Origin of the sequence: Paenibacillus sp. NPDC058898 (genome assembly GCF_049316025.1) — a bacterium.
GTDB lineage: Bacteria > Bacillota > Bacilli > Paenibacillales > Paenibacillaceae > Paenibacillus_AQ.
Genome location: NZ_JBMOSM010000007.1, coordinates 37,069 through 61,702, shown reverse-complemented (window position 1 = coordinate 61,702; position 24,634 = coordinate 37,069). Strand labels below are relative to the sequence as shown.

The window sequence follows — 24,634 nt, the reverse complement described above, 5'->3', positions numbered from 1 at the left end:
ACACCCAAAAAATAGTACCTGACTATATTACCAAGCAGAGCAGGGGTGGGTCTAGAGCAACGTTTTTTCCTATCACTTAATAAGTGACAAGGGGCAAAAAGAGTTGCACCAGACTAAGAAAGATAGAGTGACGCTAGGATTTTAAGCACATCAAAATAGCGGGCGAGATCATCTCTCGGCACCGCTATGGATTGATACATATGTTCTTACATGATCTTGTTCAAATGAAGCATATATTCACCACGATTTAGCGGGTTGACTTGTCTCCGTTTATTCACAGGGACGGTGGCTTGCACCTTCACGTAGCCTCCTGGTTTTACGGAGAGCATGCCCTCACCGCTTGTTAGAGAATGGACTTCGGCTTTCAGCAAGTCGGTCGTCCGCACGGGGATGGTACCATGAATGTGGACGGCATGGTTGTGGAATGTGGGTTCCTGATAGGTCCCTTCCAGTGCCGCCAATCTGGATAACGCTTTGCTCAAACTGGTTTCCGGCAGAATGAATTGGATCACGTTTATGGGCTCATATACTTCCGTTCCGGCTATGTTGAGCGCAGCCATGAGGACGAGCGGGGTCAGACTGCGAAAATCCTTTGCCGTCGATACCGGACTTGCGTAGCCGGTATGCGTCAGCGTCACCATAATATCGGTCACGGACCATCCATACAGTCCCTCTTGCAGCACCTCAATCACGGTATCTTTAATCGCTTTCTGAAAGGATAAGGGGAGGGAGCCCAGCTCCACTTCCAGTCGATAGTGAAGTCCAGTTCCTCTCTCGCCAGGTTCGACTCGTAAGCCAACCGTTGCATAAAAAGGACACTCGCCCATATATTCAACAGCCTCTCCCATCGCAACAGGTTTCTCGATACAAATGACCCGCGGAGCTGAAAATACAGCTTCGATGCCGTATTGCTGCTGGATCGTTTCCAGCAGAATTTCTTGCTGGACTTTGCCGAATACGTGGATGATATGTTCCTTGGTATTTGGATCCTGGATATATTGCAGGAACGGATCCTCTTCAGTAAGATCGCTTAAGGCAGTGTAAAGTTGATGCTCCTCCGCAGGATTCTTGGCTGACACTTGGACTTGTATCGGCGGCTTCTGAAAATGGACCCGCTTCATCCTGTCGGATACAGCACCGATGACGTCGCCCACCTTGAGTTCATCAGTAATGAGAATCGCAATGTCACCGGCATCGATCTGATTCACCGGAATGGATTTGCCATCATCCAGAGCATGTAGGTGTTTCACCTTGAACGTGGTGGTGTTTCCGTTCTGCGTGATCACCTTAATCTCATCACGTGCCTGGATACTGCCGGCGAACAGCCGGAGGTAGACGTTACGTTCCCCATTCGGAAGTTTGATGACTTTGAACACCAAGCCGGATAACGATTCATGCTGAAGCTCCGAGGCGTCATTAATGGGGAAACATTCACCAAGCGCAAGAAGCAGCGGCTCGATGCTGATCCCTTTGGCTGCTGATCCTGCAAAAAGGGGGTATACTTTACCTTGCTGGGTTTGCCTGTGTAATTCCTCCTGCAACCGTTCGCGAGATATGGGAATATCCTGAGCATAGTCGTTCAGCAGATCGTCATTGGTCAGTGCCAACATTTCGACCCACCCGGCGTTATGGGGATCGGCCACATCCACCCGAACGGCTGCGCTGCCTTCCTGAGTTACAGAGCTCATCTCGCAAATATGTTCATCCAGCAGATTACGTATCATGGTAGAGACTTTCTCGTAATTCGCGCCCATTCGATCGATCTTGTTCATGAATAGAACGGTGGGAATCCCTTGTTCTTTCAGTGTTTGCATGAGCACCCGCGTCTGGGCCTGTACGCCCTCAACCGCGGAAATAACCAGAATGACGCCATCCAGCACACTTAGTGAATGCTCGACCTCCGAGATGAAATCGGCATGTCCCGGCGTATCGATCAAGTTGATTTTTAGATCGCCCAGCATGAACGATACCGCAGCGGACTTTATCGTGATGCCTCGTCTGCGTTCAATGTCCAGCGAATCCGTGATGGTATTGCCTTGGTCAACGGAGCCCGCTTGATCAATAATTCCGGATTTAAACAGGATTTGCTCCGTTAGTGTGGTTTTACCGGCATCAACATGGGCCAAAACCCCAATATTCAATATTTTCTTCATATATAATAACCCTCATTCGTTTCATTGTTAGTTGTCCTTTCCGTTGGTTGTTATAGTTGATTTGCCGCATAAAGAATCGCCTCCATGAAAAATAAAGTTACTTCTAGTTTATCCATTAAGAGATAATCGGAATATGTAATAAATGCTTATAGTCATTCATTATCTTGTTCTCTATTTGACAACGTGCAGCGTCATATTTGAATTTACATATTTAATACCGTGAAAAATGGTCGGCATTGGATTAGGATAAAAGCATACACCATATATGAAGGAGTCTTGCATTTGATAACACTTCATGCCATAGATAAGGACAATTGGGAGGATTGCATTCGTCTTAAACCGAGACCTGAACAGGAGAAGTGGATTGCCCCCAATCTATATTCAATAGCGGAAGCTCAATTCATGGAGGGCTTCGAAACGCGTGCGATCTACCATGATGAAGAGATGATCGGATTTGTAATGTATGGTCTGCACCCGCACGATGATAACTACTGGATATACCGGTTTATGATCGATGGTAAGTTTCAGGGACTGCATTATGCTAAACCCGCGATTCGTTTGGTTCTCGAGGAGATTCGGACCTCGCCGGATACAACGGACGATGTTATGCTATGTTACAAACCCGAGAATGAGCGTGCAAAAAGGCTATATTCCGAAATTGGATTTAAAGAAGCCGGGTATGCCCCCTGGGGAGACGTGATGGCTAAATATCGTTTTATAAATTAGGCTATAAATAGAAAAGCCGTGCATTCAACCATTTCCTATGGCAGAACGCATGGCTTTTTAGCTCCATTCTTTGCGGAGGCGGATGAATTTGGACTGTACACGAGTATTTTCTCCAAAAGCGGAGGTTTGCCAAGAGAAAGGAAGTTTGGTTCCTCACAAGGCGTGGCTCCGAATTCAAGTGCGTGTTGATATGAAGGAGAATATGCTATTATACCTAAATAGCAAAGTTGCTCGGAATGGAGGGGACTACGATTCGAATATTAGCGATTAGCGACATTCATGGCTGCTACGAGGAATTCAATCAGTTATTGTCTGACGTGCAGTACAATCCTGATAAGGACAAGCTGATCTTGCTCGGGGATTATGTGGATCGCGGATTAAGAAGCAGGGAAGTCATTGAGCAAGTGATGGAACTGCGGGATGAAGGTGCCATCACTCTTCGGGGGAATCATGATCAGATGATGCTGGATGCCATTTTGCTTGATACGGATGAAGTGAACTCACGCTGGATTCGCAATGGAGCTCGACATACGATTGAAAGCTACTGCTGCGCCGATTTTTTTGAGGGTGAAATGGATCGCACCAGATATAACGAAGGTAAAGCCTATATTAAAAAAAAGTTCGAGCATCATCTATCTTTTCTAGATACGCTGGCTCTCTATTATGAAACAGACACTCACATATTCGTGCATGCAGGAATCAATCCGGGTGTTGATGACTGGAAGTTGCAGACTCATCATGATTTCATCTGGATTCGCGATCCGTTCTATAATTATCCAACAGGCCTTAACAAAACCGTGGTGTTCGGGCATACGCCGGCCATGAACTTGCATGATTCGGAGGGGATTTGGTTCTGTGAAGAAGGGGACAAAATCGGTATCGATGGAGCGTGCGTGTACGGTAAACAGCTTAACTGCCTGGAAATCACGGAAGAGCAGGAATATCGAACGCATATTGTTCGGTTCATGCACAATGATGTGAACGTAGAGGAAGAGCAATAAAATAAACGAATACATACTCTCGATAGGAGGATCTATCCACCATGTTAATTATGAATGAAAAGATAAAAGCTCGCGAAGTAGAGCTGACCGGCCTAAACGGCGAAGATCTGGGAGTCGTCTCCAGGGATGAGGCGCTTGCGCTGGCGAAAAGTCACAAAGCCGATTTGGTGTGTACCTCGCTATTCAGCAGTCCCCCGCCCTGCAAGCTCGTCAGCCGGGGGCAGGCGAAGCAGGAGGCCGTGAAAGAGAAGAAAGGCCAGACAGCTTCATCAAGTCCGGTGAAAGTAAAGGAATTCCGCTTGTCTGTACATATTGAAGAGCATGATTATGACACCAAGCTGTCGCAAATGCATAAGCTGCTGGAAGCGGGCAAAGCTGTCCAGCCCGTTATTCGCATTCAAGGCAAGGAGGGCGAAGCCGCCCGCAAGCTGCTTGAGCGACTCGTTCAGGATCTGGCTGAGGTAGGCAAGAAGGAGACGGGCATTCAGGTCAGCGGCAAGCAGGCTACCGTGAAGCTGCTGCCGATCTAAGCTGACGGAACGCATATTCAGGCGTTTCATTTTAGTGAGGTTCCATGGTTTACTTTTTTATATTTAGATGATACTATGGATCAAATTGTAAACGCCATGAAGAGAAGAGTAGATGAACAGGAATCCCCACAGAGAGCTCCGGTAAGCTGAAAAGGAGTTGGAAGCCATTCATTGAACCAAGTCTCTGAGCGGCGCATCGGAACTTATGGATAAGGGATGGTGCGACAGGGGCTCCTGTTACAGAGCTAGGGTATAAGCGATCGCGTGATGGCCGTACCTGATAAGGCTGGTATCGTGAGATATCGGCAAATAGGGGTGGCACCGCGAAACCAATCTCGTCCCCAAGACTTATGTCTTGGAGACGGGATTTTTTTGTTTTTTACGGAGTTACGGCAAAAAAAATCAACGTAAGGAGGAGTCAGGTATGAGCGAGAACAAAAACAAGGCAGAAGAAACGGTGGATTTTTTGACCAAGATGATCAAAGAGGATGTAGATAACAGCGTGTACCACAGGCCAGTGGCTACGCGATTTCCGCCGGAGCCCAACGGTTATCTGCATATCGGCAGCGCCTATGCGATTTACATCAATCATTCCATCGCCAGCCGGTTCCATGGGACTTTCAATCTTCGATTCGACGATACGAATCCACTGAAGGAAGATATCAAATACGTGCATGCGATTCAGGAGGATATCGAGTGGCTCGGACTTAAGCCGGACGTTTATTTCGGGTCGGATTATGCGCATCAAATCGCTGAAGCGGCAAAGAAACTCATAGCTAAAGGGAAGGCTTACGTCTGTGATCTCACGCCTGAACAAATGACGGAATACCGGGGGACGCTGACAGAAGCTGGAATCAATAGCCCTTTTCGGGAGCGCAGCATTGAGGAGAATTTGGCGTTATTTGAGCAAATGATCGCAGGGGCATTTCAACCATCGGAAAAAGTACTCCGAGCCAAAATCGATATGTCTTCCCCTAACATGAACCTGAGAGATCCAGTCCTGTATCGTATCATTCATGCGGAGCATTACCGTACGGGAACAACGTGGTGTGTATATCCGATGTACGATTTTGCCCATCCGATCCAGGACTGGATCGAAGGAATTACCCATTCGTTATGCTCAGCCGAGTTTAAAGATCATCGCCCGTTATACGAGTGGGTGCTTACGGAACTGGAAGTGACGGAGCCTCCGAAGCAGCGGGAATTCGGAAGATTGAATATCTCGGGATACGTTACGAGCAAACGATACCTGAGGGAGTTGGTGGAGGGAGGTTTTGTCGACGGATGGGATGACCCCAGACTACCTACGTTAAAAGGATTACGGCGGCGAGGTGTGACACCTGAGGGTATCCGTCGTTTCCTGGGAGAAATCGGGGTGTTTCGCGGCAACAGCCTGGTGGACTCGGGCATGCTCGATCATTATATCCGTCAAGACTTGAAGGAACGGTGTTATAACGCGATGGCCGTCATGAGGCCGCTGAAGGTGATCATCACGAATCTTTCAGAAGATTGCACCGAGATGCTTGTCATACCGAATCATGAAAGTGACGAAACATTGGGTGAGCGGGAGGTTCCTTTTTCACGAGAGTTGTACATCGAACAAGAGGATTTTATGGAGGAGCCCGTTCCCGGATTTCACCGGTTATCCCCTGGCAAGGAAGTGCGTTTGAAAGGAGCCTACTTCATCCAATGCGAACATGTCGTGAAAGACCCAGCAACGGGGGAAATCATGGAGATCCACTGCACGTATGATCCACTAACGAAGAGCGGGAGCGGATTTAATGAGCGGAAGGTGAAAGCAACGCTGCATTGGGTGTCTGCGAAGCACGGGATTCCGGCGGAACTTCACTTGTATGATAAGCTGCTGAAGGAATCAGCCGAGTTATCAGAATCGGATAACGTTTGGAAGGATCTGATGAATCCCGAATCGTTGATTCGAATCGAAAACGCCATACTGGAGCCTTCCATGCTGAAAGCGACGATGAACCGTACGTACCAATTCATCAGACACGGATATTTCTGCGTGGATTCCAAATATACGACAGAACACAGGCTGGTGTTTAACCGTATTGTTCCTTTGAAGGATTCATGGAAGAAGCCGATCCGAACATAATATACAGTTGCTATAACCCCAAAGTGCTTAAAGTCGTTGAGTATGAAGCATTTGGCTAATACCAAAAAGCCGGGAGCAAGTTAGCTGCCGGCTTTTTAGTGTTTTTAGTAAATCATCATCTCTTCCACCCATATTGAGCGTTAACGCGTCCAATGTCCCGGTCGAGATAAGGATGGAGGCAGTTGGGTGCTGGCGTCTCCTCTCGCTGCGTTAACCTGGAATTGAGTAAGGAAGAGGCTGGTCGCTAGATTGGCCCCCCTAAGGTCTGCGTCCCTGAAATCGGCACCGATCAGATCGGCAGCACGCAGATCGGCCCCTCTGAGGTCTGCGGCAATGAGATAAGCGCCTCTCAGATTGGCGTATCTCAGGTCTGCTCCCTTAAGCTTTGCTCCCATTAGGTCAGCACCGCGCCCCCCGATCTTTTGACGCACGGGTGGCCCTTTATGCTTCTTGCGCGCATCATCTCGCACAAGTTCACTGGTTCGGAGAAGCAGCTGATTCACTTCTGCCCGATGAGCTGCCACATCCAGCTGTAACAGGGATTCGGGAGGAAGCTGAGTCAATCGACTCGTCTCTTGCAGCGACAATCTCAGATCGGTATGAATGTCTTGAGCCGGTTGCAAAGTCAGGGCTTCGTTCAGATACCATAACAGCTCGTGAAGCTGTCGCATGATCGGGAATACGTCAAACATTTCTTTTGCAGTCTCAGGGGCCTGCCGCCAGTCGCGACCGTTATAGGTAATCTGTGAAACCATTTGACCTGCTCCGAAGCAGTCGTAAACGGTGCAGCCTCTCATACCTCGCTGCCTCAAGCTGCTGTGCACACCGCAGCGGAAGTCGGATTGCAGATGGTGGCAAGGGGTTTCGCCGTCTTTGTCCATGGCAAAATCCGTGGAGGCGGCGAAGGGTAAAGCGACACAGCATAATCCAAAGCAGCGTTCGCAATCTGCTTGTAATTGTAATCCGTCCTGTTCATCGGGGACTTGTTCTTGTTTGTCTAGCATAATGTTAGAGGAGCTCCTTCCAGTCGGTGTTACGTCAATAAAGTGACATCTAGTTATATTTTAAAACAAAATGATCATAGAGTCATAGATGCAATCTTGGTTTAAATGGTTTTATACCTTGTGAAGGGATAACATCAGAAACCCCAGATGCTATAATGCACCTTAAGCTGCCAAGGAAATTCCGGCAGCTTTTTGTATGTTACATGCCAAGCCAACCGATAGTATATAATGATATTCGTGTCTTTGGTCATCGCTTGATTTGGAATTCTCTTCATTTTAGGACATATGTCCTTTCCTGAGTTTGGGGAATTCACTTTTAATAGTATACAGACCTATAGAAGAAGGAGTATGTATCGTGAGAGGAATCTTATTTGCATTCATTGGCGGTGCCTGTATTACGCTGCAAGGAGTGGCCAATGCCCGAATTAGTCAGGATATGGGCACCTGGCAAGCTGCTACGGTTACGCAGTTGACCGGATTTATTATGGCACTCATTATTCTTCTGTTCGTCCGCGACGGAAGCAGGCAAGGATTTGGACAAGTAAAGCCGCTGTATCTGATCGGTGGAGCCTTGGGGGCACCCATTATATTCAGTGAGGTGACAGCGATTCAGAACATCGGTGTCACATTAACGATATCCGCGTTATTGATCGCCCAGTTATTCTTAACGTTCCTGATTGATAGCAACGGATGGTTCGGCGTGGTGAAAAAGAGAATGAGCTTGCCTCAATTCATCGGGATCGGGATGATGATCGCCGGTGTTGTTATTATCAAATTATGATTGGAACCAAGCGGTTCTTGAGATGGAGTGTTCGGGAAAGGAGAGAGGGACGTGAAGGAAATTCATAATGCGGAGCTCATGCAGCATTTTTTGCTGAGCAACCAGATCCAGTCCGTATTTCACGATGATTTAATGCCTTATCTGGTGTTATATCACTATGATCAGGGCGATATCGTCTGCACGCAAGGCGAGCCGGCCGAGATGCTGTACATCCTGGTTCAAGGGAAGATTAAAATCTTCACGACCTCTGCGGAAGGTAAAGCGCTTGTGCTATCTTTCAAAACACCGCTTGAGGTGATCGGAGATATTGAATACATTCAAGGCAATCCGTTGATCAATACGGTACAGGCCGTATCGCCTGTCTATATGATCGGCGTGCATTATCGCTGGCTTCGCAAATATGGACAGGAGCATCCGCCGCTGCTTCAATTTTTACTGCGGATCATTACGCGGAAATTTTATATTAAATCCAATTTCTTGAGTTTCAATTTGCTGCATCCGGTGGAGGTACGACTGGCGAGCTATTTATTGTCCGTGTCGGAGGGGGAGTCGGATACGTTCGCTACCAATAACCCGGCCGCGTTCAACCTGACCGATATCGCGAATTTACTTGGAACCAGCTATCGGCATTTAAATCGGGTGATTCTGAAATTCAGTCAGGAAGGACTGATCGAGCGTCACAAAGGGTACATTCTGATTAAAGATCGGGATGCGTTAACGCGTGTAGCCGGAGGCAATATTTACGAAGAATAACACACGGTGATGATGAAACATGAAGGAAGGAGAAGGAGCATGTTAGCAGGATTGGTATTGGCACTAATCGCAGGTTCATTGGTTAGTTTGCAGAACATTTTCAATAATAGAGTTAATGAGAAAACAGGCTCCTGGTCTACAACGACGTTGGTGCTAGGCATGGGCTTCGTGGCTTCGTTCGGCATGAGTCTTGCTGTAGAAGGCAAGGGGACGTTCACCCTTCAAAACATGCAGCCTTGGTACTGGATTAGCGGGTTGATTGGGGTCGGCGTGGTGATTTGCCTGGTTCAAGCGACAAGGCTTCTGGGTGCCACATTCGCCATTTCGGTTGTCATGACCTCGCAGCTCGGCTTCGCGCTGTTGTGGGACTCCTTGGGATGGTTAGGGTTAGAGAAGGTTCCGTTTACCATGAATCAGCTGATCGGTGTTCTTGTGATTGTCGGGGGGATACTGGTATTTAAATTAGGCGGGAAACGGGAACAACAAGGGACGGCTAAGCATGAAGTTTACATGAAAGGGGAGGAATCCATATGATAACGGAGATTGACAAGATCGCCTGGATCCATATCGCGGATGGACGCATATTGGGCGCTCGTTCCAAAGGAAAGGATACGTACTATCTGCCGGGAGGAAAACGGGAACCGGGAGAATCCGATATCGACACGCTGGTGCGGGAAATCAAGGAGGAGCTGTCCGTTCGGATCAAACCGGAGACCGCAGCGAATGCAGGCAGCTTCCGGGCTGGCGCTCACGGCAAATCGGAGGGTGTTCGAGTAACGATGTCCTGTTACACAGCGGAGTTTGAAGGAGAGCTAAGCCCGGCTTCGGAGATCGAAGAATTGGCTTGGTTAACGTATAAGGATCGGGAGCGGGTCTCTGAGGTTTGCCAGATGATCTTCGATCATTTGCATGAATTGAAGAAGCTGGCTGACTAAGCCCCATTGGGAAAAGTATCCTGCGTCCAGGCTGCCAACCTAACGAGCGTATTCAATATCCATGCTGGTCCAACGGAAGGATAAATCAATACATCCATGCTCCGAAAAAAGACGCTCCCACGGGAGCGTCTTTCATATTTAGAACAAATGTTCGTTTTGTGGGTCATCTAAATTGAATCGGGCGATATTCGGCTTTCATATTATTAGTATAGCTCAGCGCTCATTATAAGTCTATATTTTGCCAGGGAAATGTTTTATAGTTTGTAATACCCGGCCGGGAGACGTGATATATCGTTCGTTTTTTAACTTTTGTGCTGCTGCGACATAGAGAGAGGGAGTCTTGTGCAAATACGATTATGGGATAACAATTTAAAGGTTCGATTATTGGGTGAAGCGCTGTTCAATATGCTGTTTTGGATGTACTTCCCCTTCATAACGGTTTATTTCGGAGCGGCTTTAGGCAATCATATCGCGGGAATCCTCATGACGGTTCCTCCGATATTCAGCATTATAGGCAGCTTGCTCGGCGGTGCTTTAGCCGATCGGCTGGGACGTCGCCCCATCATGCTGCTTGGCGCGTCGCTGCAGACGGTCATGTTTGCGATGTTCGCGTTATCGCCTTCGCACTGGATCGATTATGCCGCTTTTATCGGCATCGGATTCGGGGGAGCCATCTATAGACCTGCCAGCTCCGCGATGGTAGCCGATCTGGTTCCGGTTCAAGAAAGGAGGCAAGTATTTGCAACGTTTACGACAGCGAACAACTTGGGTGCCGTGCTTGGTCCGGCACTTGGAGCCATTTTCTTTTTTCAGTATCGGCAAGAGCTTCTGTGGTCATGTTCCTTCGTATTGCTGATCTATTTCATCGCGATTTACTTCATCGTTCATGAAACCCTACCGGGGCCTGCCCAAAGTGTAAAGGCAACGGGGTCGATTCTTCAGGTATTCAAGGAACAGTGGAATGGATATGGCATCATTTTTCGAGATAAAGTGTTTCTGGTGTACATACTGGCGGGGATTTTTGCCCTTGTGGCGATCATGCAGCTGGATCTGTATTTGGCGGTATATGTGATCGATTATGTACCATCCCAGGCGCTGTTCTCCTGGAACGGACATTCGCTTATGCTATCGAGCACAGAGATATTAGGGTGGGTGCTGGGGCTCAACGGTCTCTTGTTTGTTCTCTTTATTCTGCCAGTCACCAAGTGGTTTCGGAATTGGAAGGAGCGTGATGTATTCATACTATCTTCCTTGTTATCCGGAGTAGGTACTTTTGCACTCGGACTGAATACGAACATCTGGTTCTTATTCTTTGTAACCATTATTTTTACTTTCGGCGAAATGGCTCGTTCCCCAGTGACGCAAAGCTTTATTAGCCGTTATGCTCCAGAGCATGCAAGAGGACAGTATATGGGAGCTGACAGCTTACAGTTTACGATCGGAAGATTTCTGGCTCCGATGACGGTATTTCTGTCCACTTGGCTGCCGCCTATGGGTATATTCAGTATCATCTTGCTATCGGCATTAATCAGCGTGGCGCTGTATATCCTGCTATTTCGAATGTATGTAGAAGAAAAAAGCGCAGCATAGCTGACCTATGTTATGAGAGTAGAGGGCAAGCCAGGTTGTAACACAGCCGCACGCTTGCTCTCTTTTTTAATAAGATACTGAATGTGCCTGAAGTCTCTAAAGGAATAAATTTGGAGTTCTCAATTTACAAACCGATGGTCGGTATATATAATGAGGTTATGAAATTCGGAAGGTTGGTGAGGTTGATGATCCCATTTGTCGCGATGATGGTTTCGCTACTTTTGTTTCGGACGCTGGGCTTCACAGGCTGGGAGTATGTAAATGACTGGGTCATTTCGCTCAGGTTTGCGGTTGCGGTCATGTTTTTGGTAACGGCTTCTGCCCACTGGGGAAAACGACGACCCGATCTAATCGCCATGATCCCCCCGGGAATACCGAATGCCCCGTTCATGGTTACCTTCACCGGGCTGCTGGAGATTGCGGGCGCTATTTTCATCCTGATTCCGGCTACCACAGCCTTGGCATCTACAGGTCTCGCACTGATGCTGATAGCCATGTTTCCTGCCAATGTATACGCAGCGAATCGCCATTTGTCACTTGGCGGCAAGCCGGTCACTCCAATCGGGCTGAGAACGGTTCTGCAAATCGTTTTCCTGGCCGCAGTTCTCATGGCGGGCTGGCTTCCGCCTCAGGGGTAACCAACTTATCAAGGAGGAGTTATTAGATGAAGCAGGAAGAAAGGCGAGAGCAAACCAAGCGAATACTGCTTGAAGCCACGGAAGAATTGATAAGGGAGCAAGGCTGCAGCCAAACCACCCTTAATGACATCATGAAGCGTTCGGGCTTGTCCAAAGGGGCCATATTTCATTATGTTTCAAGTAAGGATGAGCTGTTTGTGCAAGTATTACGAGCTAAGCTTGCCGAGCAGAACGAGCAGTTCATGAGTGAAGTGAACAAGCAAGGGGACATTAAACAGTTTGAAGGACCGATGAATACCATTACCAACAGCATGTCGAGACTGGAAAGCCGTGACGATGTGAGCAACCTGATCTTAATGTACCTTATTGGCAAAAGCGATCAGCCCGAAATCGCCGACATTGTGGCTGGCTTCTATAGAGAAGCTACAGCGACTTCGAAGAAATGGATTGTTACAGGCCAGGAAGCGGGGGTCATACCGGAAACCATCGATGCGGAACGGACGGCAGAGCTGTTTGAGCTGTTGTCGTTCGGACTGCGGATGCGGGGACTAATCGGCGTAAATAGTCATGTATTCGGCACAAAGGAATATGCGGATTTCATCATCGATATTCTTCGGCCCGGGCACCGGGAAGAGGGGAAGGATGGCTTATGACATTGTGGTTATTTCTGCACATCGCCGGATGTGTGTTATTCCTCGGCAATATCATTACGGCGGCATTCTGGAAAGTAAGAGCTGATCTGAAAGGGGATCCGGCAGAAATCCATAACACGGTTATGAATGTCATGTTAGCCGATATGGTATTTACCCTGCCAGGTTTGCTGCTGATCATCATTTCAGGCGTTGTAATGGCTGTTCAAGCCGGATATGGAATGGGCGGAATGAGCTGGCTGATGGCTTCATTGATTCTGTTTGGTATGACGGGGATCCTGTGGGCTGGTTTATTGATTCCGCTGCAAAAAGGGATGATTCGGCATAGTAAACAATCCATTAGGGATGGGGTCATTACAGCAGGTTATAAAAGAGCTTCGGCGTATTGGGCGGTAGGCGGGACGATAGCCACGCTGCTGCCGGTCGTTATTTTGTATTTCATGGTCAGCAAACCATTTTGAAGCGAAGAGAACGATCTGATTGCCTAACGTGATCAGGCCGTTTTTTTGTTTTGCGGTCATCCGCCAATGGAAGCATGGGACTTAAGAAATGCTCTCCGCCCCGCCCGCAGGTGCATATTTAACCATCGTCTGCATACGATTAGGCGAGAAAGCTCTGAATAAGGGAGGGTGCCCAAATGTCCGTTAATGATCAGCAGCTAGCACAAATCGCTATGGCCTATCTGCCGCACGGTGCTGAACTTGTACGAATCGATAGGCATGCAGAACATCCTGCAGTTGTCGCAGTCGACATCACGGGAGATCACATCCCAGAGATTGTCGGTGTGTCCCGATTGAATCATGAGCTTTATTTATTTGTGCTGCTTTACCGCAATGGCGGACATGAGGTCGTTGCCAACGTCTTGGGGCAGGGGTATGGGGTTACTTCATTGACGGCGGCCCCTGTGTTGAACCCAAGTATGAATCAATTAATCGTAGGTTGGCAGCTCGGTTCCATCTGGTCAAAATTGTCGATCTACGCTTGGACGCCAGAGGGCCTTCAAGATATCGCACCTGCTGATATATATTACAGTTATATCGATATTGCGGATATGCCGGGTGCTTCGGGTCCGGATGGTCAGGCTGAAATCGCGCTTTGGATTCACGATACAGGCGAAGCTTATCGAGTCGAGGTCGTCAGATGGAGCCAAGGGGCGTTAGTGACTGCACCGGATGTATACCCCTATTATTTCCCTGTCGTTGTAAGGTACTACGAGAGCCTGACGCAAGAACATCCGGATTATTCTTATTATTGGTATTACCTCGCGGATGCACAATATCGGGCCGGGATGCCGGAGGCGGCCCTTGTGTCGGTCCGCAAAGCACTCACGTTCACCGAACCTTACCCGGCGCGTGAAACGCTGCTTGAACTTGAGAAGCGGATCAAGGAGATGCTTGCAAGCAGAGGACAGCCGCAGCAACATGTCGGGTTATTTCCGGCATCCGTGAAGACGACGGACGGAACGAAGTGGGGATACATTGATCGCAGCGGAAGGATGGTCATTCAACCGAAGTATGATGATGCACAGGATTTTCAGGACAATGGTCTTGCGATCGTAGGCGTGAACGGTAAGTATGGCCTCATTGACAGGTCTGACCGTTTCGTAGTGAAGCCTATATATCAGTCCATCAGCCCGTTCTCGGAGCATCGAGCGACCGTGATCGATGATCAAGGTTTTAAGATGATTAACGAACAAGGGGAAGTGCTGACACGACGAGGATTTCCGTATATAGCAGGGCTTCGAGAAGGAAGGGCGGTTTATTATGTAACTGATAATGGCAGTGGAGATGGAGCGAACAGCCGATACGGCTACCTCGATTCCGCGGGCCAAGAGGTGATCCCGGCGCAATATGAGGAAGCGAATGATTTTGTCAATGGCAAAGCTGTTGTGAAAATAAAAGACAATCTTTACGCGCTCATTGATCTCTATGGACGCCGATTGGCCAATTATCCGTTCGCCTACGTCGGACCGCCTGGCGATGGCTTGCTGGCCTTTCAGAAGGATAGCACTGGCAAATACGGATATATCGATGAGCAGGGGAACATCGTCATTCCGCCGACCTATACTTCGGCATTTTCTTTTCATCATGACAGAGCGATCGTTAACACGGCAGAAGATTACAAGTCGAAGTATGGCGTCATTAATAAGCAGGGCGAGTGGGTAATCCAGCCGGAATATAACGATATCCGGGACTTGAATGAAGACCGGTTTGCGCTTGGGCGTGCGATTAATCCTGAACAGCCGTATATTGGTTCGATGTATGCCATTGCAGATTGGGACGGAAAGAGGTTATCTGATTTTGTATATCGGGAAGTTTCTGATTACAAGCATGGATTGGCCTCGGTTTATGATGCGAAACAGACGTATTTTATTGATCGAACCGGCAGACCGGCGCCGGGGTATCCCCAAGTGAACGGCAGCGGTGCGCTTACGCTGGAAGCAGGAGGGTTGATTAAGGCCCTGGTTGATCAGCGTCTGTCTTACCTGGAACGGTCGGGTCATGTCATATGGAAGCAGAACACGGTGATCCCGCTGCATCCTCCTAGTAAGGTAATGGAAGAAAAGTACAAACCCAATCCGGACTACTTAGTCTATTATCCACAGATCGATGGAATGAGGGATCAAGCAGCTCAGCACACGCTGAATACGAAGCTTAAAGAAATGTCACAGGTGAAATTCATTCCTCCGAATCAACAGCTTGATTATACGTATACAGGCGATTTTGACGTCATTTTCTACAAGCAGAAACTGCTTGAACTGGAGTTGAACGGTTATAACTATCCCTCTGGTGCCGCACACGGCATGCCAACGAAGGTATATGCCATTATCAATCTGGAGAACGGCAGGATGTATGAATTGAAGGACTTGTTTAAGCCGGGCAGCGATTATGTGAAGGAGCTCAGCCGCATCGTTGGCGAGCAGATTCAAAAGGATCCGCAGTATTCGTACGTATTCCCGGATAGTTATAAGGGAATTGCAGCAAACCAACCCTTCTATGTAACCGAGGACGCCCTTCATCTAGTGTATGCACCGTATGAGATCGCCCCTTATGCAGCGGGATTTCCGACGTTCACGATTCCTTTTGCACAGATCAAGGACATCATCGATACCGAGGGTGAGTTCTGGAGGGCGTTTCATTCCTAACCTTTCATCTTATAGAATTGAAGCCGTGCCGAATCTTTCCATATGACCGAACAAGGTTTAGAATAGATGAAAACTCCCCTTACATACGGCAACTGGAAGGAGGTTTGGTTATGGCAGATGGTGTTGCAGGCAAAGAAGATTTTCTTATCACATGCGAGGAGGATTGCGGGAACGCACCGAAGAAGGAGTTGCTGAAGAAACTCCACATCGCTTTGGCTGGCATGGACGCACAATTTATGAATGAGAATTTCACGGATGGGATTCAGATGAATTACGTTGGGGAAAGAATCGTCCATGGGAAGGATCAAGTGATTGAATCGTTATGTCAGGTGAAGTATGGCAAGACAGCCGAACTGCATATTCATCATCTGATAACGCATGGCAGCACCGGTGCAGCGGAAGGAATCCTTGTATTCGATGACCGGAAGCGCTTGGCATTTTGTAACGTATACCGGTTCAGCAGCAGCGCTAAAGCTGCCAAAATTGAGGAGATCACTTCCTATATAATTCCATTGCCTGAATGATCACGACGTAGAAAGGACCCTTATTTGTGGTAACATTTTTTCTTCTTATTATTTATTTGGCCTTTATCAGTTTAGGGCTTCCGGATTCCTTGCTCGGGGTCGCCTGGCCGGCCATGCAGCCGGATATCGGTGCTGCCTTCGAATCCGCAGGATTGCTATCCATGGTCGTAACCGGAGGTACGATTGTATCCAGCTTGATTAGCGGGAGCGTGATCGAACGCTTCGGGACGGGTATGGTTACGCTTGTCAGCTGTTTGTTGACAGCGAGTGCGCTGCTCGGTTTTGCGTATGCACCATCGCTGTTCTGGCTTATTCTGCTGGCGATTCCGCTGGGTTTAGGCGCAGGGGCCGTCGATACGGGGCTGAACCATTATGTGGCAAACCATTATAAGGCCCACCATATGAGCTGGCTGCACTGCTTCTGGGGCGTAGGCGCAACATTAGGACCGATTATCATGTCCTATTCCATGGGTACTAACGGTGCATGGAGAGACGGATATTATACCGTATCCATGCTGCAGTTCGTTCTGGTCTTCATCCTGCTGCTCACGCTCCCACTCTGGAGGATCGTGGCAAGTCAGCATCGGCAGCCCGAAGGCATGATTGAAGAACAAACGGGAAATGAATCAACGAACAGCGATGAAGCCATTGTCCAGAAGCACGGAAAACCGCTCCAAATTAGAGGGGTAAAGATAACCCTGTTGGCGTTTTTGTTCTATTGCGGAGTGGAAGCGACCGTCGGTTTATGGGGAGCGAGCTTTCTTGTAGGAACCCGAGATCTGTCCCCGGAAACAGCAGCAGTATGGGTGTCTATGTATTATGGAGGCATCACATTCGGCCGATTCATTACAGGATTCGTAACGCTGAGGCTGAACAATCGGACGCTCATCCGTGCTGGACAAGTGACGGCTATTATCGGTGCAGTCCTGTTGTTGCTGCCGCTGCATTCCTATCTTTCTCTCATCGGACTCATTGTTATCGGACTCGGGCTTGCACCCATATTCCCTTGTTTGCTGCATGAAACGCCAGCCCGCTTCGGCAAAGCTCAATCATCCAGAATCATGGGTTATCAGATGGCTGTTGCCTATACCGGCACCACGATCTTACCCCCACTGTTTGGTATCGTTGCGGCTCAAATATCGATAGGTTTATTCCCCGTCGTCATTCTGTTGTTTGCCCTGATCATGCTGCTCAGCTCCGAGAAAGTGAACCGGATCCTTTATCATAGCAGGAAAGCGAGGCTTGATTAGAACCGGCGAACATCATATTTGAACATAAATGGATCATCGTAATATGCAAAATATCCCTCGAATGACGTTTCCACTTTAGCGACAAAATGTACTAAGGTGGTGAATGTGAAAATGCGAATAAACAGGATGATCCTCGTAATGCTGTCCCTTGTACTGATCATGGTAATGGGATGCCGACATCAAAAACCTGGCGAACAGGATTTGCTGCGGGTTAAATCCGAACAAGGTCCTACACATAAGAAAGTCATATTCCTGATGGTCGACTCCTTAATGGCACAGGCGATTGATAAGGGCATTTCTCAAAAACAGCTGCCCACCTTTCAATATTTGATCGAACATGGACAATATTACAAGGATCTGGTCAGCTCTTTTCCTACAATGTCTGTCACGATTGACAGCACGATGTTGACGGGAAAATATCCGAATGGGCATGGTGTACCAGGTCTCCTATGGTATTCTTCCGACGATAAGAAGATGATCAACTACGGAACAGGGCCGATGGAAATCCTCAAGCAAGGCATCAATCCGGTTCTGACTGATGCATTAATCCATTTGAACGGGAAACATTTAAATCCGGATTCACCTACGATTTACGAAGAATTAGCCCGCATTGGCTTGAAATCAGGGTCGATTAACGGCTTGATATATCGGGGACCGACCGAGCATACGCTGACGATCCCGGATTGGATTCAAGGTCCGACTTCCCTGCCGAAACACATAAAAGTCAAAGGTCCGGATTTTTTAACTCTGGGAGCCTTGTCGAATCCCCTGGAAGGCCCTAAAGATACCAAGAATCTGCCTGACGATCTCACAGATCGGATGGGGCTGAACAATAAGTATGCAATCGAAGCCGTGAATTATCTGATTCGAGCCAACAAGCTGCCGGATTTTTTGTATGTTTATTTACCGGACCTGGACCAGAAGCTTCATAAAAAAGGTCCGTCAGAGCTCGAAGGCGTCAAAAAAGTGGATCAGCAGCTCCGGGCCGTATTAAATGCCTTCGGATCGCCGGAAAAAGCGTTCAACGAAGCGATTTTTGTCATCGCTGGTGACAGCGGCATGACACAGCTTCTTCCAGCGGAACAACGTTCGGAGATTGATATGCCCGCTATGCTGAAAGGCATCTCTGTTCTAAAGCCGGGTGAAGAGGTGAAAGCGGAAACCGAGGTCGCCCTCGCAGTCAATGAAACGATGGCTTATGTATATAATTTCAAGCCTAGTCGTTCTCTGCGAAGCTTAGCGGATATCCTGAGCAAGGATGACCGCATCGATTTTGTTGCTTGGAAAGAAAACGGATGGATTCATGCTCTTCAAGGATCCACTTCGAAGGAACTCCGATATAAGGCGAAAGGTAACCTGATCGATCGCTATAAACAAACGTGGACCGTGAAGCAGGATGCCGAGGTGCTGGATCTTAAATTGAATGCCGATCATCGAACCTTGGATTACGGACAGTATCCCGATGTGCTGGAGAGGTTGTCCGGTTCGCTGAATTCTCATAAAGGAGAATTTTTGGTCGTGACGGCTAAACCGGGATACGAATTGGCGGACCGGAGCTCTCCGACGCATGCGGGGGGCGGGGGCCACGGCTCGATTCGCCAAATGGAGTCGCTTGTGCCACTTATCATTGCGGGAACTAACGAAAAGCCTGCAAATCTACGAATGGTTGATCTAAAAGCCTATTTACTTGATCTGTTGACGAATCACGTTCAGAAGACAAAATAATTTGCAAAGGCGATTCAGTCATGTTCCATGACTATGCCATTGTTGTGAAATTTGCAAGATATTAGGCACACTTTTTCGATTTTATGGAAAAGGGTGCCTTTTTCGTAGCGATTTATTTGAACTTTACCGTTATAATATGATGTAACTTCGGCTTCTCGATGGTGAAGTGTAGAAGATAAATACACATAAATACATGGCAACGGAGGGAGAACATATTGAATCAAGCAGGGGAAGATAAAGAGCTGCAAATAACACCGCGGCAGGCATTAGGACGGTTGAAGCCTTACACGGCAGGTAAGCCAATCTGGGAAGTGCAGCAGGAATACGGCTTGGATCGCGTCATCAAATTAGCTTCCAATGAAAATTCACTCGGTCCCTCGCCTAAAGCATTGCAAGCCATTCAGGAACAGCTGCCTGATTTACACCGTTATCCCGACGAGCGTTCATCAGGTCTTACACAAGCGCTTGGCGAGCACTTGGGGTTGGCAGCGAATCAATTCATTGTGACAAACGGCGGCGATGAGCTGATCATGCTGATTTCTCGGGCGTACCTGGAGCCTGGTGACGAGGTTATCGTTCCTGATCCGACATTCAGCGAATATGAGTTTGGTGCTTTTCTTATGTCTGGTACGGTCATAAGGGTACCGCTGCGTGAGCAATATGCCTTCTCTGCGGAGGATATATTGTCCGTGGTTACGGAACGAACCAAAATCGTATATCTATGTACTCCCAATAATCCAACAGGCACCTACATTCCCGAACTTGAAATGAAAAATCTTCTGGACCGTCTTCCAACTCGCGTGCTGGTTGTAATCGATACAGCATATCGTCATTACGCGACAGCCCCTGATTACTCGGACGGGATCGATTTCATCAAGCTGGGATATCCGGTCATCACCCTGAACACCTTCTCCAAAATCTACGGTCTTGCGGGTATTCGCGTCGGCTATGGCGCTGCTTCGGAAAGCATCATCCGCACATTGCTTCAGGTTAAGGAGCCCTTTAATGTCAATGCGCTGGCACAAGCGGCGGCATTGGCTGCACTTGGAGATGGGGAGCACGTCCAGGCATCATGCCGGATGAATGAACAAGGCAGACAGCAAATCTATGAGGGACTGAGTCGGTTAGCGATTCCTTACTACGAGAGCATGAGCAATTTCATTCTGGCGGAGCTTGGAGAACATGCAGACATTATATACCACAAGCTGCTGGAGTGGGGGATTATCGTCAGGTCCGCCAAAGGTTGGGGACTGCCTAGGCATATTCGGATTTCCGTAGGGACGGCGGAAGAAAATCAAGGATTCCTTGATGCTTTAGGTGAAATCTTAGTGCATACCACGTAACCTTATGGTAAGTATAAAGTGTTAAAAAGTGAAACTGGCATCCGGCAAAAGCACGCAGCAAGAGCAGGTATGCTAAAATACGATAAGGACCGCAGATGTGGTCCTTTTTTTGATGGATTTTAACTAACTATTAGATATTATTTCCATCGCGGCCTTCGATTTATGCATAAAATCATAAGTTGATGTCACAATTGGATCGCCTTGTTTGTCTACATTATGAAATAGATGAAAAAGGAGAGATATCAGATGGAGAACATGCTCATTATCAACGCACATCCGAAGGTGGAGTCAGCAACATCTGTCAGCTTGCGGGTGCTTCAGCATTTTTTGGAGGCGTACATGAAATGGAATCCAGCAGGAGCTATAGAACAAATTGATTTATACCGTGATTCTATTCCTGCCATCGATCATATGGTTCTAGAGCTATGGAGCAAACAGGGAAGAGAGGAGCCGCTTAACGAAGAGGAGCAACAGATAACGGACCGCATGTCCGCCATCCTGCAGCAGTTTAAGGCAGCACGGAAGTATGTTATCGTCATGCCGATGCACAATTTCAACATTCCTTCCAAGCTTAAAGATTATATCGACAACATCCTGATTGCACGCGAGACATTTCAATATACGGAGAATGGATCGGAAGGTTTGCTAACCGATGGCCGCAGTTTGCTGGTCATTCAGGCCAGTGATGCCATTTACACGAATCATGACTGGTATGCCGAGGTGGAATACTCGCATAAATACCTTAAGTCTATGTTTAATTTTATGGGGATCATCGATTATCAGATCATCCGGGCACAGGGAAATGCGATCCTGGATCGAGATGATATCCTCGCACAGGCCTTTCAGGAAGCGGAAGAAGCTGCGAAACGCTGGCAAGCACGAAGCCAACGATAAACATTAAATTAGGAATGGATGCATGGAGAACAGAACAGTGACTTAAGCATTAAAAGGCTGGCCTGATGGCAGCCTTCACTGTTTGGATGGAAGTTTGAAGGAATCTTGAGGTTGTTATAGGTACCCTTGATTCTTCAAATAAGCCTGCAGCAGTGAGATTCCACTGCGGATTTCAGCAGGTTCCAGGTGACCGTAGCCAAACAATAACTTGTTTGCATGGGTTCTTTTTTGAATACAATGGTAGTCCAGCGGCGTGATGCGTATCCGGTCTTGCCGGGTTTTCTGCCTGAAAGCCTCGTCAAAGATCGCCCCGGGAAATTCAATAGTCAGATGCAGGCCGGCTGCATCTCCCCAGGAACGCCAAGTATCTCCGAAAAACTCATGCAGCGAAGATAACAGGACCTGTCTCCGTTCGCCGTAGATCTTGCGCATTTTCCCGATATGCCTGTCAAATTTCCGGGTGTGTAAAAACTCGGCTAAGGCAGCTTGCTCAAAAGGGGGATTCTGCACATCGGTATGGGTACGCAGATGCCCCCAGCGCTGTTGAAGCTTACGGGGTACAATCGCGTACCCGATCCGGAGGGCCGGGAACAGCACTTTGCTGAAGGTGCCAACATAAATGACCCTATCGGGATCCATGGCATATAAAGGTGCGACCGAATCCCCGCTGTATCGGTACTCGCTATCATAATCGTCCTCGATGATATAGCTGCCGTTTTTCCTGGCGTAGCGGATGAGCGCAGCACGACGATCCGCCGGCAGAATCCCTCCAAGCGGAAATTGGTGAGAGGGTGTCACGTACACAGGACATCCAGGCTTGTCGTTCAAGTGCTCGGTCTGAATCCCGTGCTCATCCACGGGGACATGATGAATTCGATACCCTTTGTTTATAAACGTCTGCAGCATCTCGATGTTGCAGGGATCTTCAAACCATATATCCTGATTTTCATGATAGAGTAAGTCCGCAAGGATACTCAGTGCATGTGTGGCACCTGCCGTTATGAATATATCTTGAGCATCAACCTTGAGGACCTGTATAACCTAGCAAAGTGGGGCTCATATCGCTGAGTGTTTTTATTGAAATTTGCTGCCATACGTACCGTGGGAATAGCCGGAGTTCAGGTTGTCCTGTCCGGAAATCCACTGCAAAATCAGGAGGAGCTTTTTTCCACGGCGGCGGATCTACCTCAGCCAGGTTATCCAGCACAATGCCTTTCGCAACTCGTGTCGGAGCCCCTTGTCGGCTCACGACGTAGCCTTCGACGTTCAACATGTCAAACGCTTCATTGACCGTGTTACGAGATACATTGAGTTCTATTGCTAATTGACGGGATGAGGGCATGGCTTCTCCTGGCTGCAAGATTCCTTGAACAATCCTTTCCCTTATAGCTAAATAAATTTGCCGTTTAAGCGATATTTCACTGCTTCGGTGCAGTGTGATTCCCCACATGAGGCTCGTCCTCCAACTGGTCTGCATAATTTCACGTTTAACTGGATCTGTAACCATACCAGTCTTTTCCCTATGATTGTAGCATAGATTCAGTCGCTATCGATCTGTGATATCTGGAGGATGTGATCTTATTGGAACGATGGAAAGGGATGCTTTATTTATGCGGGGCGTTCACGCTTGCAGGGACTTCGGTCATCACGGCATGGTTTTTGAACGGGAAATTAGGGACGTTTACGATCACAGCGGCCAGCTTGTTATTGGCTTTGCTAGGTATGCTTCCTCTATGTAGGAAGGAGCTGGTGAGGACGGTTCGACAATTAACATTTCGGGAGTGGAGGCTTCTGTTCTTTCAGGCGTTACTCGGGATGTTTCTGTTTCGGATGCTGCTGCTGCAGGGCCTTCTTCATACCAGCACGGCAGAAGCGGGAATTCTAACAGGCGCAACACCCGCCTTTACTGTCATGCTGGCATTTGGGTTCCTGAAGGAATCGGTGAACGGCATGAAGCTGGCAGGCATTCTTAGCACGGTGGCGGGCATTATGATCATACAAGGAATACTCACGCCGGGCCATGCATTCGAGGTACAACATCTGTACGGTAACCTGCTTGTGCTCTGCGCGGCATGTAGTGAATCCGGCTTTAACCTGCTGTCCCGCATCGGTTCGATGCAGCGCACGGCTTCACAAAACAAAGCCATTCATCCTATGGTCCAGACGACGCTGGTCTCGATGATCGCCTTGATGTTATGCCTGATACCCGCATGGTTCGAGAATTCGCTGGCTTCACTGGCAGCATTAGAGTTGCAGGAATGGCTTGCGCTTGTTTGGTACGGACCGATCGTAACGGCCTTGGCCTTCATGCTGTGGTATGCCGGTATCAAGCGCTGCCATGTATCCACAGCTGCCGCTTTTTCTGGTATGATGCCTTTTACGGCTTTGTTGTTATCGGTCCTCGTATTAAAAGAATCCGCAGGATGGGAGCAATGGTGCGGCGGCATCCTAGTTATTCTAGGCATGTTTCTCATCGGCTGGCATCAGGCAGCCATTAACCCGCTCCCCCAACAGCACTCGTCGGAACATGGAATCAATTAAAGAATGAGTTAGAAACAAAAAAGAAGCAGCATCCAAGCTGGCTTCTTTTTTGTTGTACATAGAAAAGGGTTAGCGTCTGAGCAGATTAAGATGCCAACTGTCTGAGCGGCTAAGCGATCGCTTGTTGCGGGCTGTATTCACGGCGCTAACGAGTAAGAATATCAAGACAGAAGAACTTACATTCTATTCAGGAGGGGATCGTATGGTAATAGACAGATCGAAAACGAAAATTTTGAAGCGATAGAATTTTAATATATAAAAGACACAAACGAGATGAATAGAACAGAACAGCAAAAACACCCTGGGCCTCATCAGATCAGAGTGTTTTTTTGCTTAAT

The 24,634-nt window shown here is 48.1% G+C and carries 23 protein-coding genes and 1 other annotated feature; of the genes, 19 read left to right on the top strand and 4 right to left on the bottom strand.

Features of this window, described 5'->3' with window-relative positions:
* Window positions 1–206: 206 nt before the first annotated feature.
* Window positions 207–2,153, bottom strand: a complete 1,947-nt coding sequence (locus tag ACOZB4_RS19380; protein ID WP_379405046.1) for a GTP-binding protein — start codon at window positions 2,151–2,153, stop codon at window positions 207–209.
* Between the two features lie 282 nt (window positions 2,154–2,435).
* On the opposite strand from ACOZB4_RS19380, the gene ACOZB4_RS19375 reads away from it, so the two are divergent.
* From ACOZB4_RS19375 to ACOZB4_RS19360, 4 genes are all read left to right on the top strand, one after another.
* Window positions 2,436–2,879: a GNAT family N-acetyltransferase gene (locus ACOZB4_RS19375; RefSeq protein WP_379405048.1), complete on the top strand. Its 444-nt coding sequence runs from the start codon at window positions 2,436–2,438 to the stop codon at window positions 2,877–2,879.
* A gap of 236 nt (window positions 2,880–3,115) precedes the next feature.
* Window positions 3,116–3,880 carry a metallophosphoesterase family protein gene (locus ACOZB4_RS19370; protein ID WP_379405050.1) on the top strand — a complete coding sequence of 255 codons (765 nt, stop codon included), beginning with the start codon at window positions 3,116–3,118 and terminating at the stop codon, window positions 3,878–3,880.
* A gap of 41 nt (window positions 3,881–3,921) precedes the next feature.
* Window positions 3,922–4,410, top strand: a complete 489-nt coding sequence (infC, locus tag ACOZB4_RS19365; protein WP_379405052.1) for a translation initiation factor IF-3 — start codon at window positions 3,922–3,924, stop codon at window positions 4,408–4,410.
* A gap of 87 nt (window positions 4,411–4,497) precedes the next feature.
* Window positions 4,498–4,756: a binding site (T-box leader), on the top strand.
* Window positions 4,757–4,834: 78 nt separating this feature from the next.
* Window positions 4,835–6,523, top strand: a complete 1,689-nt coding sequence (locus ACOZB4_RS19360; protein WP_379405054.1) for a glutamine--tRNA ligase/YqeY domain fusion protein — start codon at window positions 4,835–4,837, stop codon at window positions 6,521–6,523.
* A gap of 140 nt (window positions 6,524–6,663) precedes the next feature.
* On the opposite strand, the gene ACOZB4_RS19355 is transcribed toward ACOZB4_RS19360, so the two are convergent.
* Window positions 6,664–7,527 carry a pentapeptide repeat-containing protein gene (locus ACOZB4_RS19355; protein ID WP_379405056.1) on the bottom strand — a complete coding sequence of 288 codons (864 nt, stop codon included), beginning with the start codon at window positions 7,525–7,527 and terminating at the stop codon, window positions 6,664–6,666.
* Window positions 7,528–7,882: 355 nt separating this feature from the next.
* On the opposite strand from ACOZB4_RS19355, the gene ACOZB4_RS19350 reads away from it, so the two are divergent.
* From ACOZB4_RS19350 to ACOZB4_RS19285, 14 genes are all read left to right on the top strand, one after another.
* A complete protein-coding gene (locus tag ACOZB4_RS19350; RefSeq protein ID WP_071224242.1) occupies window positions 7,883–8,308 on the top strand; it encodes a DMT family transporter in 426 nt (141 codons plus the stop codon).
* Between the two features lie 51 nt (window positions 8,309–8,359).
* Window positions 8,360–9,061 carry a Crp/Fnr family transcriptional regulator gene (locus ACOZB4_RS19345; RefSeq protein WP_098743642.1) on the top strand — a complete coding sequence of 234 codons (702 nt, stop codon included), beginning with the start codon at window positions 8,360–8,362 and terminating at the stop codon, window positions 9,059–9,061.
* A 39-nt stretch (window positions 9,062–9,100) separates the two neighbouring features.
* On the top strand, window positions 9,101–9,595 hold the full coding sequence (locus tag ACOZB4_RS19340) for a DMT family transporter (protein WP_379405059.1): 495 nt from the start codon (window positions 9,101–9,103) through the stop codon (window positions 9,593–9,595).
* Entirely contained in the window at window positions 9,592–9,996 is a 405-nt protein-coding gene (locus ACOZB4_RS19335) for an NUDIX hydrolase (protein WP_098743647.1), read from the top strand. Before ACOZB4_RS19340 ends, ACOZB4_RS19335 begins: the two co-directional genes overlap by 4 nt.
* 342 nt (window positions 9,997–10,338) lie before the next feature.
* Window positions 10,339–11,586, top strand: coding sequence for an MDR family MFS transporter (locus ACOZB4_RS19330; RefSeq protein ID WP_379405061.1), 1,248 nt, complete (start codon window positions 10,339–10,341; stop codon window positions 11,584–11,586).
* 185 nt (window positions 11,587–11,771) lie between these two features.
* Window positions 11,772–12,224, top strand: coding sequence for a DoxX family protein (locus ACOZB4_RS19325; RefSeq protein WP_379405063.1), 453 nt, complete (start codon window positions 11,772–11,774; stop codon window positions 12,222–12,224).
* Window positions 12,225–12,250: 26 nt separating this feature from the next.
* Window positions 12,251–12,877, top strand: a complete 627-nt coding sequence (locus ACOZB4_RS19320) for a TetR/AcrR family transcriptional regulator (protein WP_379405065.1) — start codon at window positions 12,251–12,253, stop codon at window positions 12,875–12,877.
* Entirely contained in the window at window positions 12,874–13,335 is a 462-nt protein-coding gene (locus tag ACOZB4_RS19315; protein WP_379405067.1) for a DUF2269 family protein, read from the top strand. The genes ACOZB4_RS19320 and ACOZB4_RS19315 overlap by 4 nt, the downstream gene beginning before the upstream one ends.
* Window positions 13,336–13,511: 176 nt before the next feature.
* On the top strand, window positions 13,512–16,019 hold the full coding sequence (locus ACOZB4_RS19310) for a WG repeat-containing protein (protein WP_379405069.1): 2,508 nt from the start codon (window positions 13,512–13,514) through the stop codon (window positions 16,017–16,019).
* A 110-nt stretch (window positions 16,020–16,129) separates the two neighbouring features.
* Window positions 16,130–16,543, top strand: a complete 414-nt coding sequence (locus ACOZB4_RS19305) for a hypothetical protein (protein ID WP_379405071.1) — start codon at window positions 16,130–16,132, stop codon at window positions 16,541–16,543.
* 26 nt (window positions 16,544–16,569) lie between these two features.
* On the top strand, window positions 16,570–17,793 hold the full coding sequence (locus ACOZB4_RS19300; RefSeq protein ID WP_379405073.1) for an MFS transporter: 1,224 nt from the start codon (window positions 16,570–16,572) through the stop codon (window positions 17,791–17,793).
* 138 nt (window positions 17,794–17,931) lie between these two features.
* Window positions 17,932–19,518: an alkaline phosphatase family protein gene (locus ACOZB4_RS19295; protein WP_379405075.1), complete on the top strand. Its 1,587-nt coding sequence runs from the start codon at window positions 17,932–17,934 to the stop codon at window positions 19,516–19,518.
* 215 nt (window positions 19,519–19,733) lie between these two features.
* Window positions 19,734–20,861 carry a histidinol-phosphate transaminase gene (hisC, locus tag ACOZB4_RS19290; RefSeq protein ID WP_379405077.1) on the top strand — a complete coding sequence of 376 codons (1,128 nt, stop codon included), beginning with the start codon at window positions 19,734–19,736 and terminating at the stop codon, window positions 20,859–20,861.
* 246 nt (window positions 20,862–21,107) lie between these two features.
* The gene (locus tag ACOZB4_RS19285) at window positions 21,108–21,755 is read left to right on the top strand and encodes an FMN-dependent NADH-azoreductase (protein ID WP_379405079.1); all 648 of its coding nucleotides are present in this window, start codon (window positions 21,108–21,110) and stop codon (window positions 21,753–21,755) included.
* A gap of 114 nt (window positions 21,756–21,869) precedes the next feature.
* On the opposite strand, the gene ACOZB4_RS19280 is transcribed toward ACOZB4_RS19285, so the two are convergent.
* Together ACOZB4_RS19280 and ACOZB4_RS19275 are read right to left on the bottom strand one after the other, a co-directional pair.
* On the bottom strand, window positions 21,870–22,727 hold the full coding sequence (locus tag ACOZB4_RS19280; RefSeq protein ID WP_422759630.1) for a PLP-dependent aminotransferase family protein: 858 nt from the start codon (window positions 22,725–22,727) through the stop codon (window positions 21,870–21,872).
* 46 nt (window positions 22,728–22,773) lie between these two features.
* Window positions 22,774–23,205, bottom strand: coding sequence for a GntR family transcriptional regulator (locus ACOZB4_RS19275; protein WP_379405081.1), 432 nt, complete (start codon window positions 23,203–23,205; stop codon window positions 22,774–22,776).
* A 122-nt stretch (window positions 23,206–23,327) separates the two neighbouring features.
* Here ACOZB4_RS19275 and ACOZB4_RS19270 point away from each other — a divergent pair, with 122 nt between their 5' ends.
* Complete coding sequence (locus ACOZB4_RS19270) at window positions 23,328–24,296, top strand: DMT family transporter (RefSeq protein WP_379405083.1); 969 nt, start codon at window positions 23,328–23,330, stop codon at window positions 24,294–24,296.
* Window positions 24,297–24,634: the final 338 nt, after the last annotated feature.

What these genes read in the sequence shown, in the direction of transcription:
- ACOZB4_RS19305 (WP_379405071.1), top strand. Translation starts at nt 16,130, where the DNA reads ATGGCAGATGGTGTTGCAGGCAAAGAAGATTTTCTTATCACATGCGAG.
- ACOZB4_RS19285 (WP_379405079.1), top strand. Translation starts at nt 21,108, where the DNA reads ATGGAGAACATGCTCATTATCAACGCACATCCGAAGGTGGAGTCAGCA.
- ACOZB4_RS19295 (WP_379405075.1), top strand. Translation starts at nt 17,932, where the DNA reads ATGCTGTCCCTTGTACTGATCATGGTAATGGGATGCCGACATCAAAAA.
- ACOZB4_RS19340 (WP_379405059.1), top strand. Translation starts at nt 9,101, where the DNA reads ATGTTAGCAGGATTGGTATTGGCACTAATCGCAGGTTCATTGGTTAGT.
- ACOZB4_RS19335 (WP_098743647.1), top strand. Translation starts at nt 9,592, where the DNA reads ATGATAACGGAGATTGACAAGATCGCCTGGATCCATATCGCGGATGGA.
- ACOZB4_RS19360 (WP_379405054.1), top strand. Translation starts at nt 4,835, where the DNA reads ATGAGCGAGAACAAAAACAAGGCAGAAGAAACGGTGGATTTTTTGACC.
- ACOZB4_RS19380 (WP_379405046.1), bottom strand. Translation starts at nt 2,153, where the DNA reads ATGAAGAAAATATTGAATATTGGGGTTTTGGCCCATGTTGATGCCGGT.
- ACOZB4_RS19325 (WP_379405063.1), top strand. Translation starts at nt 11,772, where the DNA reads ATGATCCCATTTGTCGCGATGATGGTTTCGCTACTTTTGTTTCGGACG.
- infC (WP_379405052.1), top strand. Translation starts at nt 3,922, where the DNA reads ATGTTAATTATGAATGAAAAGATAAAAGCTCGCGAAGTAGAGCTGACC.
- ACOZB4_RS19355 (WP_379405056.1), bottom strand. Translation starts at nt 7,527, where the DNA reads ATGCTAGACAAACAAGAACAAGTCCCCGATGAACAGGACGGATTACAA.
- ACOZB4_RS19310 (WP_379405069.1), top strand. Translation starts at nt 13,512, where the DNA reads ATGTCCGTTAATGATCAGCAGCTAGCACAAATCGCTATGGCCTATCTG.
- ACOZB4_RS19370 (WP_379405050.1), top strand. Translation starts at nt 3,116, where the DNA reads ATGGAGGGGACTACGATTCGAATATTAGCGATTAGCGACATTCATGGC.
- ACOZB4_RS19315 (WP_379405067.1), top strand. Translation starts at nt 12,874, where the DNA reads ATGACATTGTGGTTATTTCTGCACATCGCCGGATGTGTGTTATTCCTC.
- ACOZB4_RS19320 (WP_379405065.1), top strand. Translation starts at nt 12,251, where the DNA reads ATGAAGCAGGAAGAAAGGCGAGAGCAAACCAAGCGAATACTGCTTGAA.
- ACOZB4_RS19275 (WP_379405081.1), bottom strand. Translation starts at nt 23,205, where the DNA reads ATGTGGGGAATCACACTGCACCGAAGCAGTGAAATATCGCTTAAACGG.